This window comes from Pseudarthrobacter sp. C4D7, from assembly GCF_013359725.1.
GTDB lineage: Bacteria > Actinomycetota > Actinomycetes > Actinomycetales > Micrococcaceae > Arthrobacter.
In genome coordinates, this window is record NZ_JABFMW010000002.1 from 55,646 (window position 1) to 70,853 (window position 15,208).

A 15,208-nucleotide genomic window follows, 5' to 3' on the forward strand; every position below is an offset into this window, starting at 1 on the left:
ACTGCCGGGCCGCTTCCGGTACCGCCGCCGCGGCCACAACCGGAGCCGGCCACAACCGGAGCTGGTCAGCGCCGGTTGACGTTGATGACCGAGATGGCAGCAGTGGATGTGTCCTCTGCCGCCTTGGCTTCACCGGCCTGCGCCTCTTGCGCCTTGCTGCCTGCTGCGTCCGGCTCCACCGGGATCGGGGCGACATGGACGGCAGGCTGTGGCTGGACTGCCGGGGGCGCCTGAACGCCAGGGGTGGCGTCGGCTGCCGGTGCGGCGGCTGCCTCCTTGGCCGGGAGCGGTTCAACGCTGATGGGCTGGCCGCCGAATTCGGCAATATCGCTGGCAACGCTCTGCAGCATGTCCTCTGCCTCGCCAACCATGGCCTGGTCGCCGGCCGCCAAGCCCTTGACCAGGTACTGCGCCAGGGCAAACTCGGCTGACAGGGCGGCGCGGCGCAGCAAGTGCTGGTCGGGTGCGTCGCGGCGGCTGGACGTATACGACGTCAGGACGGCGTCGATGAAGTCCTGCTCATTGGAGGCCACCAGCCAGGCAAAATCGTCTGCAGGGTCACCGATGCGCAGGTCCGTCCACCCGGTGACTGCTGTCACCCGGCCCGACTCAACCAGCAGGTTGTCTTCGTGCAGGTCGCCGTGGACCACGCAAGGGTTGAAACGCCACAGGGACACATCCTCCATGGCGTGCTCCCAGCGGCGCAGCAGGGCCGCCGGGATTTTTCCCGTGGTGGCGGCCTGGTCCAGTTCGTTCAGCCTCCGTTGGCGGAATTCATTGGGGGTGTAGCTGGGCAGGTCAGCGTTGCTGACCAAAGAGCGGGGCAAGTCATGGACCGCGGCCAGGGCGGAACCAATCTCCCGGGCCAGGCCGTCGGGTTCCGAAGCCAGTTCCTCGACACTGCGAGTGCTCCCGGACAGGTGCGAGTAGACGAAAGTGGTGAGGCTGCCCAGCCGGACACTGCCGGCAACGGTGGGCATCAGGAACGGCAGTTCCGCACGGACAGCGGGAGCGAAGGCACGCAGCACCAGGAACTCTGTTTCCAGGCGCGCGCTGGCTTCGGCATGCCGCGGCGACCGAACCCGCCAGCGTTTGCCTTCAGAATCGAGGAGCAGGGCCGAATCGAAGTCCGCGGGGTCATCCGGTGCGGAGCTAACAGCTGTCGGGGTCAGTCCGGGGACTGCCGCGGTTGCAATCGCCGCCAGTTCAATCGGTTTTCTTCTCACCGTTCCACGGTAGATTGCGCGCCGTCCCAGACGGCGGTCCGGCCGCGGCGAGTCTCCAGATAGCTGGAATTAGGGGGTACCCCCGTAACCGGTGTGGCCGGCTGGAATGTGAAATGTCGGTAGCAGTCAGTACGGTGGAAGCATGAGCCAAACGGAGTCCGTCCTGCCCGTCCACCAGGCTACGCCGGTCCCGCTGCCGGCCAACCATCTGGTGGATACCCTGCTCCCGGTGAGGCCTGCGCTCGTGGACCGCGGATCAGCTGCGCGCATCAAAGCCGGGATGATCGATGACCTGTTGACCCGGACGGACACATTGGCTGCAGTGCTCTCGGGGCGCCAAGGTTTGGTAAATGGCGCCACCCTCGCCCTGACGGGAGCCCGGGAGCTCCTGGCAGAGCTGGAAAAGGCAGGGTCCGCACCGCAACTCGTAGCGTATCTGGGATCCGCCCTGCCTCACGCGGACCTTCCGGCCGGCACGGAGCTGCTGCTGTTCGTCCTGCCTGAACCCCCGGAACCCGGCACCGCCGGGATCCCCGCGGATGCCAGGTGGGCCGGGTTCCGGGAGGTTGCAGGAGGCCTGACCGCCACCTCCACGGCCTTGTTTGTCGAGGCCAGCGCCATAGCCAACTGGCACGCGGCCCACACCCACTGCCCCCGTTGTGGCACACCTACCAACGTTGAGGCCGGCGGCTGGGTCCGCCGGTGCCCGGCCGACAACTCTGAACACTATCCCCGGACCGATCCAGCGATTATTGTCACCGTCGTTGGCCCCGACGGCCGCCTGCTCCTGGGCGGCGGCGGCCCCGTGGACGCACGCAACTACTCCACCCTGGCCGGGTTCGTTGAGCCCGGGGAATCCCTGGAGGAAGCTGTGGTCCGGGAAATCCAGGAAGAAGTTGGCGTGCAGGTTACTGCCTGCCAGTACCTGGGCTCCCAGTCCTGGCCGTTTCCGGCCTCCCTTATGCTTGGATTTACCGCCGTCACCGGGGACGCCCAGGCAACACCCGACGGCGTGGAGGTCACCAGGGCCCGCTGGTTCAGCCGCGAGGAGCTCCAGGAAGCTGTGCTCAGTGGTGAGATCACTATTTCCAGCAGGCTCTCCATTGCCCGTTCGTTGATTGAGCACTGGTACGGGGGCCGGATCCAGGACCTGGCCGGCGCGTAATTTATTTCCATCCACCAGACTCCAGCACGCGGTAGTCGAGAAACAAAGCAGCAGAAGTGACTACAGAACATTTTGACGGAGCAGCTTCCCTTGAGGACCGGATTCTCGGGGGGCTGGACGCGGAACAGCGTGAGGTGGCCAGTACGCTGAACGGCCCATTGTGCGTGCTGGCCGGCGCGGGAACCGGAAAAACCAGGGCCATCACCCACCGCATTGCCTATGGCGTCCACTCCGGGGTCTACAGCCCGCAGCGGCTGCTGGCCGTCACCTTCACCGCCCGTGCAGCGGCAGAGATGCGCAGCCGCCTGCGCGACCTTGGTGCAGGAAACGTGCAGGCCCGCACCTTCCACGCCGCAGCCCTGCGGCAGCTGCAGTTCTTTTGGCCCCAGGCCGTCGGCGGCACACTGCCCAACCTGCTGGACCACAAGGCCCAGATGCTTGCAGAAGCCGCCCGGCGGCTCCGGCTGAGCACGGACCGGGCGTCAATCCGGGACCTTGCCTCCGAGATCGAATGGGCGAAGGTGTCAATGCTGACACCGGCCAACTACCTGGAAAATGCGCAGGGGAGGGGCGCGCCCGGCGGTTTGGACCTCACGGCCGTGGCCCGGGTTTTCCAGTCCTATGAGGACGTCAAGACGGACCGCAATGTGATCGACTTTGAAGACGTCCTGCTGATCACCGTGGGTATCCTGCAGGAGGATGAGAAGGTGGCCGCCACGGTCCGGGAACAGTACCGGCACTTCGTGGTGGACGAATACCAGGACGTTTCCCCGCTGCAGCAGCGGCTCCTGGAGCTTTGGCTCGGTGGCCGTGACGAACTCTGCGTGGTGGGTGACGCCAGCCAGACCATCTATTCCTTCACCGGTGCATCGCCCAAGCACCTGCTGGACTTCAAAACCCGTTACCCCCAGGCCAGCGTGGTCAAGCTTGTCCGTGACTACCGTTCAACCCCGCAGGTGGTGAAGCTGGCCAATGACCTGCTGGCCGGACGCCGCAGTGGTGGGCCCGCCGCGGACGCAGCCTGGGCATCGCCCCTGCAGCTCGTGGCGCAGCGTCCTGCCGGCCCCGCACCCCAGTTCACCGAATGCACGGACGACGAAGCCGAGGCCGCCACGGTGGCGCAGAAGATCAGGATACTGCTCGACGCCGGGACCCCGGCCAGCGAGGTCGCCGTCCTCTTCCGCACCAACGGCCAGTCCGAGGCTTACGAACAGGCGCTGGCAGCGGCAGGAATCGGCTACCAGCTGCGGGGCGGCGAACGTTTCTTCGCCCGCAAGGAGGTCCGGGACGCCATCCTCCAGCTGCGTGCCGCCACCAGGGCCGTGGCGGAAACGGATGCCCCCGAACCGCTGGGCCAGTTGGTCCGGGACATCGTCTCGTCCCTTGGCTATACGGACTCGGCCCCGCACAGCGGGGGAGCCCTGCGTGAGCGGTGGGAGTCCCTGGCCGCGCTGGTGGCGCTGGCCGATGAACTGGTGCAGAACCGCGGGCCGGAATTCGGGCTCGGCGATTTCGTCAACGAACTCCAGGAACGTTCCCTGGCCCAGCACGCGCCCACCGTCCAGGGCGTAACGCTGGCTTCCCTCCACGCAGCCAAAGGCCTGGAATGGGACGCGGTCTTCCTGGTGGGCCTCAGCGAGGGCCTCATGCCCATTTCCTTCGCGGATTCGCCCGAATCGGTGGATGAAGAGCGCCGACTCCTGTACGTCGGCATCACGCGGGCCCGGGAAGACCTCTTTCTGTCCTGGAGCACCGCCAGGACCCCCGGCGGCCGCGCCAACCGGAAGCCGTCGCGGTTCCTGGACGGCCTGCGGCCGGACTCGGTGGCAAGCTCAAGCGCACGCGGAAAGGGAGCCGCCCCGCGCCGGAAAGCCGCTGCGCCAGCCGTGTGCAGGGTCTGCGGCACCATGCTCGCCACCGGGGCCGAACGCAAGGTGGGCCGCTGCAACGCATGTCCGCCAATCTACGAGGAACAGACCTTTGATGCCCTCCGGGACTGGCGGCGTGAGGTGGCCCAGTCAGCCGACGTCCCTGCGTTCGTCGTCTTCACCGACGCCACCCTTACCGCCATCGCCGAGGCAAGGCCGGCCTCCCTGGAGGAGCTGGCCGGCCTGGCAGGAGTCGGGCCGTCCAAGCTGGAAAAGTACGGGGAGGACGTCCTCCGGGTCCTGACCGAGAGTTCAGTCCTGTGACTGCTGCCGCCGGTCCCGCAACGAGCCAAGGCACCCCACTGACCACAGCCGACGGTTCCCCGGTCGAGATACGGCGCTCTGCAAGGCGGACGCGGACCGTTGCAGCCTTCTGGGAGGACGGAACGGCCGTCGTCGCCATCCCGGCCCGCTTCACTGCTGCCCAGGAGCGGGAGTGGGTGCACCGCATGCTGGCGAAGCTGCACAAACAGGGGGAGCGGCGGGCTGCAGCCGGCCGCCGCCGCCCGGCAACCGATGATGCCCTTGCAACCCATGCAGCCCAGCTTTCCGCCCAATATCTGGGCGGCCGGTCTGTGCCCACCTCCGTCCGCTGGGTCAGTAACCAGAACTCCCGGTGGGGTTCCGCCACGCCGGCCGAGGGAACCATCCGGTTATCGGACAAACTGCGGTCCATGCCCCAGTGGGTCATCGACTATGTCCTGCTGCATGAACTGGCACACCTCCTGGTGGCTTCGCACAACGCCGCGTTCTGGAAGCTGCTGGAGGCCTACCCCGAAACCGGCCGGGCCAAAGCGTTCCTGGAGGGTGTTTCGTTTGCCACGTCCCGTGGTCTGGACAAGGACCCGGCAGCCGGCAGCGGGGACGCCGACTAGCTCCCGGCCCTGCCAACACCGAACGAAAGACTGGACAAGGAAGCACCCCGGCCGGCCAGAACGTCCTGGCCCGCCGGGGTGCTTAGTATTCCGGTGCCTGTGCCGGGCTATCCTAAAGGTCAGCCTTTGGGCTGGCCGTGGCCGCCGTCGTCGTCCTTCTCACCGGGTTTGCCAGCATCCCCGGCGCCGCCGGCAGCACCATCAGCGTCCGCTGCGCCGCCCTCTTCGGCGGACTTATCGTCAAACCCGCCACTGAGCAGTTTCTGGAGTGCGTCGTCAACTTCGCTGTCACTGGCCTCGGCGAGCTTGCGGCGTGAGCTGAAGCCCTTCGGATCGTCCAGGTCTTCGGCGGTGGGCAGCAGGTCGGGGTGGTGCCAGATGGCGTCCCGGCCCTCGACTCCGCGCTCTTCCTTCAGGGTGGCCCACAGCGTGGCGGCGTCGCGAAGCCTGCGGGGCCGCAGCTCCAGTCCCACCAGGGAGGCGAACGCGTGCTCGGCCGGACCACCCGTCGCCCGGCGCCGGCGCACGGTTTCCCGCAGCGCCCCGGCAGACGGCAACACCTTCTCCGTAGCCGCCGCGGTCAGTTCATCCACCCAACCCTCCACCAGGGCCAGTGCGGTCTCAAGCTTCTCCAGGGCCTGCTCCTGCGCGGGCGTCCGCTGGGGCATGAAGACACCCTGGGACAAGGCTTCCTGGATGCCTTCCGGGTTGCTCGGGTCCAGGTCGCGGGCCAGTTCCTCGATGCGGGAAGTGTCGATGTGGATGCCGCGGGCGTAGGCCTCGATGGCGCCCAGCAGGTGTCCGCGCAGCCAGGGGACCTGCACGAAAAGCCGCGCATGGGCGGCTTCCCGGACGGCCAGGAACAAGCGGATGTCGTTCTCCGGCAGGGACAGGCCCTCACCGAAAGCCGCAACGTTTGCCGGCAGCAGTGCCATTTCCAGGTCAGCCAGCGGGACACCGATGTCCGTGGAGCTGACCACGTCCTTGGACAGGGCGCCGATGGCCTGGCCCAGCTGCATGCCGAAGATCGCGCCGCCCATGTTCTGGAGCATGGAGGAGGCGCCGCCCATCATGGACTTCATTTCCTCCGGCATCTGCTCCGTCATGGCCGAGGAGAGCGCATTGGCGATGCTGTTGGCCACCGGTTCGGTCAGCCGCTTCCAAGTGCCCAGGGTGGCTTCCACCCACTCGGCGCGCGACCATGCCTTGCCGATCAGGCCCGTGGCGGGCAGGTCGGTGACCGGGTCAAGCCACAGCTCGGCGAGGCGGAGGGCCTCGTCCACCTCCCGGGACTGCTGCGCGGAGACCGACGGGTCGGAGCTGCCGGCGGCTACGCGCCGGGCGTTGTCGTGGGCCAGCGTCCAGTTGACGGGGCCTTCGGACGGGGCGCTCATCATCGCCTGCACCTGGGAGAACATCTGTGCCAGCAGGTTGGGGTCATCCGGCAGGCCGGCAGCCTTGGCGAGCTCGGCGGGGTCGAAGTTTTCCATCCCCTTGCCGCCCATCAGGTTCTGCAGCATTTCGGTCAACGGATCCTTGGGGGTGTCGTCGCCGTTGGACGGATTGAGTGGGTTGGAGGTCATGGTCCCGCCGATCGATGGTGTGACTGTTGATCAACCTTCACGGTACCCCGGTGGGGCCGGGCTGTCTGCCGCCTGCCGCCGTCGTTCGCTCTAGGCAAAGCGCCCCGGCGCGGCGCCACCGCGTACTGTTGGTGGGGTGACTACAACCCGTGGCGGCCACCCCTCTGAGGACCACGCTTCCGATGTTTCCCCCTTCTCCAGCCACGGCCCCTTTGAGGCCGGCAATCTGCCGGAAGGCCCGGGCGGAGCGGGCGCGGGGGAAACCGGCGGCGGCACGGCGGACGACGGCGGACGCCCCCGCCGGCGGCTCTCCACCCTGATGGTTGCCGGGCTGGCCTCGCTGGGGCTGGGAATAGCCGTGGGCACCCTTCCGGTGCCGTACGTCATCGAGTCGCCCGGCCCTACCTACAACACGCTGGGGCAAAGCCAGGGGCATCCCGTTATCAACATCAGCGGCCACGAGACGTATCCCGCTGCCGGGAACCTGGACCTGACAACGGTGTACGTTGATGGCGGCCCCACCGGATCCGTGAGCATCCTCAACGCATTCTCCGCATGGCTGGACAACTCCAAGGCCGTCTACCCGGTGGAACTGATCTATCCCACGGGAACCACCAAAGAGGAAGCCCAGGAGCAGAGCGCCGTGGCCATGGCCACGTCCCAGGAGAACGCCGTGGCCTCTGCCCTGAATGAACTGAAGATTCCCTTCGGCCAGCAGCTGCAGGCCGCGGGGTTATCCAAGGACTCCGCGGCTGAGGGAAAGATCCAGCAAGGGGACGTCCTGAAGTCCATCAACGGCAAGGACATCACGTCCCTCAGCGTCATCCAGGATGAACTGGCCGCTGGGAAGGGAGCACCCGCCGAGGTAACCGTGGAACGCGCCGGCCAGCCTGTCACCCTGGAGGTGACGCCCAAGGACAACGGCCAGGGGCGGTTCATCCTCGGCGTCATGCTGAAGTACCTGTTCAGCTTCCCCTTCCAGGTGCAGATCTCCCTGGACAAGGTGGGTGGCCCCAGCGCCGGCATGATGTTCTCACTGGGAATCATTGACACGGTGACGCCGGGCGACCTCACCGGCGGCAAGCACATCGCCGGCACCGGAACCATTTCGCCGGACGGAACGGTGGGCCCCATTGGCGGCATCGGCCAAAAGATGCGGGGTGCGCGGTCCTCCGGGGCCACCCTGTTCCTGGCGCCCGCCGCCAACTGTGACGAAGTGGCCGGCCACGTCCCGGCCGGCCTCCAGGTGGTGCGCGTGGAGAACCTTGCGGAAGCGCGGCACGCCGTGGAACTGGCCGGGAGCGGGCAGGACACATCCGCACTCCCGGCGTGCTCGGGCAAATAGGCCGCCTGCGCCATGCATAGACTGGGCCCAAACAGTTTCGACAGGAACTAAGCTTTACCGCCACTCGTGGCACTGATGACGGACGAAACCAGCCGTTTGACCGGTACCGTACGTCGCTCGCACGCTTTGAATGTCTCGACGACCAGCTATGAGGTACCCAGTTTGTCCCGTCCCGCCAGCACCACGTCCACAGGAAGGCCCCCCTCGCGACGGGGAGCCCTGACGCCCACCCTCATCGTCGTCGCCTTGGTGGTGGTGGGCTTCATCTTCTTCGCCAACGTCTGGACCGACGTCCTTTGGTACCGGCAGCTAGGCTTCCTTGAGGTCTTCGTCACCGAAAACCTGGCCAAGATCGCCACCTTCGCCGCCGGCTTCGCCATCATGTTCGCAGCGGTGTTCTTCTCCATCCGCATTGCCTACAACGCCCGGCCCGTCTACGCCCCGGACTCCGAGATCCGGGACAACCTCAACCGGTACCAGGCGCAGCTGGAGCCGGTACGCAGGATTGTGATGATCGGCCTGCCGGTCCTCTTCGGCCTCTTTGCCGGCAGCGCAGCCGCGAGCCAGTGGCAGAAGGTCCTGCTGTTCTTCAACCAGGTGGGCTTCGGCCAGCCCGATCCCCAGTTCAAGATGGACATCAGCTTCTACGTGATGACGCTGCCGTTCCTTGGGTTTGTGACCGGCTTCCTGATCAGCGTGGTGGTGATCGCGGGCATTGCCGGCATCCTGACGCACTACCTCTACGGCAGCATCCGGCTGATGGAGCGGGGCGTCTTCACCAGCCGTGCAGCGCAGATCCACATCGCCGTGACCGGCGCCGCGTTCCTGGTGCTCCTGGGCCTCAATTTCTGGCTGGACCGCTTCTCATCGGTGCAAAACAACGGTGGCCGCTGGGCCGGCGCCCTCTACACCGACGTCAACGCCGTGATCCCCACCAAGGCCATCCTTGCCGTAGCTGCCGCCCTGGTGGCCATCCTGTTCATCGTGGCCGCTGTCATCGGCCGCTGGCGCCTGCCCGTCATCGGCACAGCCATGCTGGTCATCACCTCCATCCTGGCTGGCGGTGTCTACCCCTGGGTCATCCAGCAGTTCCAGGTCCGCCCCTCGGAGCAGACGCTGGAACGTGAGTTCATCCAGCGCAACATCGACAACACCCGCAAGGCCTATGGCCTGGATACCGTCCAGGAAACCCGGTACGACGCCACCAACACGGCCAACACCGGAGCGCTGGCCCCCGATGCCCAGACCACGGCCAACATCCGGCTCCTGGATCCCAACCTGATCTCCGACGCCTTTGCGCAGCTGGAACAGTACCGCCCGTACTACCAGTTCCCCAAGGCCCTCAACGTCGACCGCTACGAGGTGGACGGCAAGGTCCAGGACACCGTGATCGCCGTGCGCGAGTTGAACCCCACCAACGTTGCCACCAACCAGCAGGGGTGGCTGAACCAGCATGTGGTCTACACGCACGGTTACGGTGTCGTCGCAGCCAAGGGCAACAAGTTCACGGTGGATGGCAAGCCCGAGTTCCTCCAGTCCGGCATCCCGTCAACCGGCGTGCTGGGCAACGACACCACGTACGAACCCCGGATCTACTTTGGCGAGTCCTCGCCGGAATACTCGATCGTGGGCGCACCGGACGGTGCCACCCCGCGTGAGCAGGACCGGCCGTCCGGCAAGGAGGGGGAGGGTGAAACCCAGTACACGTTCAAGGGCAACGCTGGCCCGAACGTCGGTTCGTTCTTCAACAAGGTCCTCTACGCCATCAAGTTCCAGTCCTCGGACCTGCTGCTCTCGGACGGCGTGAACGCCGAGTCCCAGATCCTTTACGACCGCAACCCGCGTGAGCGTGTCCAGAAGGTTGCTCCGTACCTGACTGTCGACGGCGGCGCCTACCCGGCGGTGGTCGACGGCCGGGTCAAGTGGATCGTGGACGGCTACACCACCAGCCAGTACTACCCGTACTCGCAGCAGAAGTCGCTCTCGGACGCCACCGCCGATTCACAGACGAGTTCCGGCCGTGCGGTGGCCCTGCCCAACAGCACCGTGAACTACATCCGCAACTCGGTCAAGGCCACCGTCGACGCCTACGACGGCTCGGTCACCCTGTACGCCTGGGATGACACGGACCCGGTCCTGAAGGCCTGGCAGAAAGTCTTCCCGTCATCTTTGAAGCCGTATTCGGAGATGTCCGCCGCCGTGATGAGCCACGTCCGGTACCCGGAAGACCTGTTCAAAGTCCAGCGTGAACTGCTTGGCCAGTACCACGTGACCGATCCCATCAGCTTCTACAAGAACAACGACGCATGGAGTGTTCCCGCCGATCCCACCGTCGATACCGACGTGAAGCAGCCTCCGTTCTACATGTCGCTGCAGATGCCTGACCAGGAGAAGCCGGCATTCCAGCTGACCTCATCCTTCATTCCGCAGATCGTCAACGGCAATGCCCGCAACGTCCTCTACGGCTTCCTCGCCGCTGATTCGGATGCGGGCAACCAGGCAGGCGTGAAAGCCGACGGGTACGGGAAGCTGCGGCTGCTGCAGATTCCGCCGGAAACACAGGTCCCCGGTCCGGGACAGGCGCAGAACAAGTTCAACTCGGACCCCACTGTGTCCCAGGCGCTCAACCTGCTGCGGCAGGGTGCGTCCGACGTCCTGAACGGCAACCTGCTCACCCTGCCGGTGGGCGGCGGCATCCTGTACGTCCAGCCGGTCTACCTCAAGTCCACGGGCGAGACGTCCTATCCCACGCTCCAGCGTGTGCTGGTGGCCTTCGGCGACAAGGTGGGTTTCGCGCCCACGCTTGACGCGGCCCTCAAGCAGCTGTTCGGTGGGGATTCCGGCGCAGCCGCGGGGGATTCCGCCAACAACGGACAGACGCCGGCCGGCCCGTCAGCGCCGGCCACCCCGGCAGAAGCGGATGCGAAGGCCCAGCTCAAGGCAGCCCTGGACGAGGCGAACTCCGCCATCCAGGCAGGCCAGACGGCACTCGCGGCCGGGGACTTCGCCGCTTATGGCGACGCCCAGAAGAAGGTTGCGGCGGCGCTGAAAAAGGCGATGGATGCTGAGGCCAAGATTCCGGTGACTGCCCCGGAGGCCAGCCCGGCTCCTGCGGCATCCGCGTCGCCCTCGGCTTCGCCGTCTGCCTCGCCGTCCGCCTCGCCGTCGGCATCCCCTTCGGCAGGGCAGTAGTACGACGCCGGCGCCCGGCATCCGGTCCTGCGGGAACCGGGTGCCGGGCCGGGGTAACGGACGTCACGCCGCTTCGATTTGGCCTGCGGTTCACCTCCCGGTAGAGTAGTTCTTGCGACGCGGGGTGGAGCAGTTCGGTAGCTCGCTGGGCTCATAACCCAGAGGTCACAGGTTCAAATCCTGTCCCCGCAACTGAGGAAAGACCCGGACATTGGAAACAATGTCCGGGTCTTTTGCTTTTCCACCAGTTAGCCGTCCCGGGCCTCGAGCTCCAGCACCTGCGCGAGGATGGTCGGGGCCGACGCAAAAGTAGGGTAGTGTTGATCTAGCGACGCGGGGTGGAGCAGTTCGGTAGCTCGCTGGGCTCATAACCCAGAGGTCACAGGTTCAAATCCTGTCCCCGCAACTTATGAAGGCCCCGACCGGCAGATATGCCGGGCGGGGCCTTTCTTTTCCGTGGAAGCGTCCAGTTCCTAGTATTCTCTTTCGAAGGGTCCCGCGATCTGCGGGCAAGACCTGTCCATTCCTGAGAGGTATGTTGTTCGATGGCCACACCCACGAAGAAGCCCGGCACCGCGACGGGGAAGCGGTCCCGCCTCTACTGGATGGTTCCCGCCGTCCTCGTGGCCCTCGTCCTGGTGGTGCTGGCCGCCAAGCTGCTGGCCGGGCTTCCGGGCGTGGCGTCCTTCGTTGCCACCTACCCGGGCCGGTCGGAGCTGCCGGACAACGCGCCCGTGGGATTCCCTGCCTGGCTGGCCTGGCAGCACTTCCTGAATGCTTTCTTCCTGCTCCTCATCATCCGCACCGGATGGCAGGTGCGGACCACCACCCGGCCCAGCGGCCACTGGACCCGGAACAACAAGGGCCTGATCCGCACTAGGAATGCCCCCACCAAGATCAGCCTGGAGCTGTGGTTCCACCTGACGCTGGATGCACTGTGGATCCTGAACGGCCTTATTTTCGCCGTCCTGCTGTTCGCCACCGGGCAATGGATGCGCATCGTCCCCACCAGCTGGGACGTCTTCCCCAACGCTCTGTCAGCCGCCCTGCAGTACGCCTCGCTGGACTGGCCCACCGAGGACGGGTGGATCAATTACAACGCCCTGCAGCTGCTGGCCTACTTCGTGACCGTCTTCATCGCGGCGCCGCTGGCGTTCATCACGGGCCTGCGGATGTCCGGAGCCTGGCCCAAAAAGGCAGCCGGCCTCAACAAGGCATTCCCCATCGAATGGGCCCGGGCTGTCCACCTCCCGGTCATGGTCTACTTTGTTGCGTTCATCGTGGTGCACGTCTTCCTGGTCCTCACCACGGGCGCGCTGCGGAACCTGAATCACATGTACGGGGTCCGGGACGACGACGGCTGGTTCGGATTCTGGGTGTTCCTCGCCTCCGTAGCGGTCATGGTGGCGGCCTGGTTCCTGGCCCGGCCGATCTTCCTGCGGCCCATCGCGTCACTGATGGGCAAGGTCAGCCGCTGACCGCTCGGCGACGAGGGGCCGCCCTCAGGAGTCCTTGAGCTTCTGGTAGGCGTCCAGGGCGCGTTCCCGCGACTCGGGCAGGTCCACGAGCGGGGCGGGATAGCCGTCCGTTTCCGCTGACCATGGCTCATGGATCTCCTTGCCCATAAGGCTCCGGAGTTCCGGGATGAAAGCCTTCAGGTACGTGCCGTCGGCGTCGAACTTCTTGCTTTGGGTGACCGGGTTGAAAATCCGGTAGTACGGCGAGGCATCCGCCCCGGAGCCCGCCACCCATTGCCAGTTGGCGGGGTTGTTGGCGGCGTCGGCGTCCACAAGCGTGTCCCAGAACCATTCCTCGCCGATCCTCCAGTCCGTCAGGAGATTCTTGACCAGGAAGGACGCGGCAGCCATGCGTACCCGGTTGTGCATCCACCCCGTCTGCCACAGCTGGCGCATCCCGGCGTCCACCAGCGGGTAGCCGGTGTTCCCCTGCTGCCACGCGGCGAGCTCCTGGTGGTTGGGGGAGGCCCACTGGAAGTTGTCGAAGGCCGGCCTGAAGTTCCGGGTCGCAAGGTCCGGGTTGTGGTACAGGAGGTGCCAGTTGAATTCCCGCCAGCCCAGTTCGGCCTGGTAGGTGCCGACGTCGGAAGGGACTTTGCGTGGATGGCGGCGGCGGATCTCGCGCCACACGCGGAACGGACTGACCTCGCCGAACCGGAGATGCGGTGAGAGCCGGCTGGTCCCTTCCGTTCCGGGCAGGTTCCTGCCGGTCCCGTACTCCTCTATGGGACCGTCCAGGAAGTCGTCAAGGCGCTCCAGCGCCCCCTTCTCGCCTGGCTGCCACGTGTCGGCGAGACCGCTGCTCCAGTCGGGCCCGGAGGGAAGCAGCTTCCAGCTGTCCAGGCTGTCGCTGCCGGGCAGTCCCCGTCCCGAAGCTGCCGGCCCGGGCAGCGTGTCCGGCGCCTCTAGAGGGTCACGGATGTCCTGGGAGGCCAGGCAGGCGCGCCAGAACGGCGAGTAGACCTTGTAGGGGCCGCCTGCTCCGGTCTTGACGGTCCAGGGTTCGAAGAGAAGGTTCGCCTGGAAGCTTGAGGCCTGGAGGCCGTTCCCGACCGCCCATTCCTTGAGTTCGGCGTCGATGCTCCGCTCAGGCTGCCCGTACCGGCGGTTCCAAAAGAGGTGGCTGGCCTTCGTCCGGGCGGCAAGGTCCTTGATGGCCTCAACGGACGGGCCCCGCGCGAGCACCAGCCGGGACCCCTTGCCCTCAAGGTCGGCGGCCAAAGCGGCCAGTGAGTGGTGCAGCCACCAGCGGGCTGCGCCACCGAGCGGCCGCACGCCGTCGGACTCCTCGTCCAGGACGTAGGCCACCGTCATCGGTGCACCCCGGCGCGCGGCCTCAGCGATGGCGGGGTTGTCGTCCAGCCTCAAGTCATCGCGCAGCCAAACCAGGGACGTTCCATCAGAAGAAGTCATGGCACCACGCTACACACAGCAGACACGCCAATGGCCGGGACCACGGCCCCGGCCATCGCCAGATTTAATCGGAGTGGTTGCCCCGGATATTAGAGCTTGTCGAAGTCAGCCTCATCGACCGTCGATTCTGACGAGGCGGAGCCCGCCGCACCAAGGGCAGGCTTGGAGTTTCCGGCCTTGAGGGCGGCCAGCCTGGCTTCGATTTCCGTCTGCTCGCCCAGGTCCTCCAGCTGGTTGAACTGTGCGTCCAGGCTGGATGCTGCGAGCTCCTGCTGCCCACGGACCTTGGCTTCTTCGCGGCGGATCTTTTCCTCGAAGCGTCCCACCTCGCTGGTGGGGTCCATGATGTCGATGCTCTTGATGGCGTCGTGGACCTGGGACTGGGCCGCTGCCGTCTTCGACCGGGCCACAAGCTCGTTGCGCTTGCTGGTCAGCTGGTTGAGCTTGTTCTTCATCTGGTCCAGACCGGTCTTGAGCTTCTCCACCACTTCGCGCTGGGAGGCGATGCTCGGCTCTGCACCCTTGGCTTCGCTTTCGGCCGCCATCTGGCGCTGCAGGGCCACCTTCGCCAGGTTGTCGAACTTCTCGGCGTCGGCTGCGTCGCCGGCGGCCCGGAATTCGTCAGCCTTGCGGGAGGCGGCAAGTGCCTTGTTGCCCCAGTCGCGGGCGTTGTTGACGTCCTCGTTGTAGTCGTCTTCCAGCATCCGGAGGTTGCCGATGGTCTGCGCAACAGCGGACTCGGCTTCGGCGATGTTATTGGTGTAGTCGCGGACCATCTGGTCCAGCATCTTCTGCGGATCCTCGGCGTTGTCCAGCAAAGAGTTGATGTTCGCCTTTGCCAGCTGCGCGATCCGGCCGAAAATGGACTGCTTAACCATGGTGTTTGCCTTTCGTCCTGCTCTGTGTTGACCACTGGAACCGGTGCACAGTGGTGTCCTGCGTCTGTCCGCCCGCCGGGATGGTC

Annotated in this window: 10 protein-coding genes and 2 tRNA genes; 8 read left to right on the plus strand and 4 right to left on the minus strand. The window is 66.1% G+C overall.

The features are described from left to right. Window positions 1-65 precede the first annotated feature (65 nt). The gene (locus HNO81_RS02140; protein WP_175316502.1) at window positions 66-1,226 is read right to left on the minus strand and encodes a macrolide 2'-phosphotransferase; all 1,161 of its coding nucleotides are present in this window, start codon (window positions 1,224-1,226) and stop codon (window positions 66-68) included. A gap of 142 nt (window positions 1,227-1,368) precedes the next feature. Here HNO81_RS02140 and nudC point away from each other — a divergent pair, with 142 nt between their 5' ends. From nudC to HNO81_RS02155, 3 genes are read left to right on the plus strand one after another with little or no spacing between them, the layout of a single operon-like run. Further along, window positions 1,369-2,391, plus strand: a complete 1,023-nt coding sequence (nudC, locus tag HNO81_RS02145) for an NAD(+) diphosphatase (RefSeq protein ID WP_175316503.1) — start codon at window positions 1,369-1,371, stop codon at window positions 2,389-2,391. 56 nt (window positions 2,392-2,447) lie between these two features. After that, window positions 2,448-4,583, plus strand: coding sequence for an ATP-dependent DNA helicase UvrD2 (locus HNO81_RS02150; protein WP_175316504.1), 2,136 nt, complete (start codon window positions 2,448-2,450; stop codon window positions 4,581-4,583). Next, window positions 4,580-5,194 carry a M48 family metallopeptidase gene (locus tag HNO81_RS02155; RefSeq protein ID WP_175316505.1) on the plus strand — a complete coding sequence of 205 codons (615 nt, stop codon included), beginning with the start codon at window positions 4,580-4,582 and terminating at the stop codon, window positions 5,192-5,194. The genes HNO81_RS02150 and HNO81_RS02155 overlap by 4 nt, the downstream gene beginning before the upstream one ends. Before the next feature lie 119 nt (window positions 5,195-5,313). Here the strand turns inward: HNO81_RS02155 and HNO81_RS02160 are convergent, their stop codons facing one another. Continuing rightward, window positions 5,314-6,777, minus strand: a complete 1,464-nt coding sequence (locus HNO81_RS02160) for a zinc-dependent metalloprotease (RefSeq protein WP_175316506.1) — start codon at window positions 6,775-6,777, stop codon at window positions 5,314-5,316. Between the two features lie 136 nt (window positions 6,778-6,913). Here HNO81_RS02160 and HNO81_RS02165 point away from each other — a divergent pair, with 136 nt between their 5' ends. From HNO81_RS02165 to HNO81_RS02185, 5 genes are all read left to right on the plus strand, one after another. Beyond that, window positions 6,914-8,122, plus strand: coding sequence for a S16 family serine protease (locus tag HNO81_RS02165; protein WP_175316507.1), 1,209 nt, complete (start codon window positions 6,914-6,916; stop codon window positions 8,120-8,122). 162 nt (window positions 8,123-8,284) lie between these two features. Further along, a complete protein-coding gene (locus HNO81_RS02170) occupies window positions 8,285-11,314 on the plus strand; it encodes a UPF0182 family protein (protein WP_254703265.1) in 3,030 nt (1,009 codons plus the stop codon). A gap of 118 nt (window positions 11,315-11,432) precedes the next feature. After that, window positions 11,433-11,506: transfer RNA gene (locus HNO81_RS02175), tRNA-Met, on the plus strand. Between the two features lie 140 nt (window positions 11,507-11,646). Next, a tRNA-Met gene (locus HNO81_RS02180) sits at window positions 11,647-11,720 on the plus strand. A gap of 139 nt (window positions 11,721-11,859) precedes the next feature. Next, window positions 11,860-12,792, plus strand: coding sequence for a cytochrome b/b6 domain-containing protein (locus HNO81_RS02185; protein ID WP_175316508.1), 933 nt, complete (start codon window positions 11,860-11,862; stop codon window positions 12,790-12,792). 24 nt (window positions 12,793-12,816) lie between these two features. Here the strand turns inward: HNO81_RS02185 and HNO81_RS02190 are convergent, their stop codons facing one another. Continuing rightward, window positions 12,817-14,244 carry a deoxyribodipyrimidine photo-lyase gene (locus HNO81_RS02190; RefSeq protein WP_175316509.1) on the minus strand — a complete coding sequence of 476 codons (1,428 nt, stop codon included), beginning with the start codon at window positions 14,242-14,244 and terminating at the stop codon, window positions 12,817-12,819. 89 nt (window positions 14,245-14,333) lie between these two features. After that, the gene (locus HNO81_RS02195) at window positions 14,334-15,122 is read right to left on the minus strand and encodes a PspA/IM30 family protein (RefSeq protein WP_175316510.1); all 789 of its coding nucleotides are present in this window, start codon (window positions 15,120-15,122) and stop codon (window positions 14,334-14,336) included. Window positions 15,123-15,208: the final 86 nt, after the last annotated feature.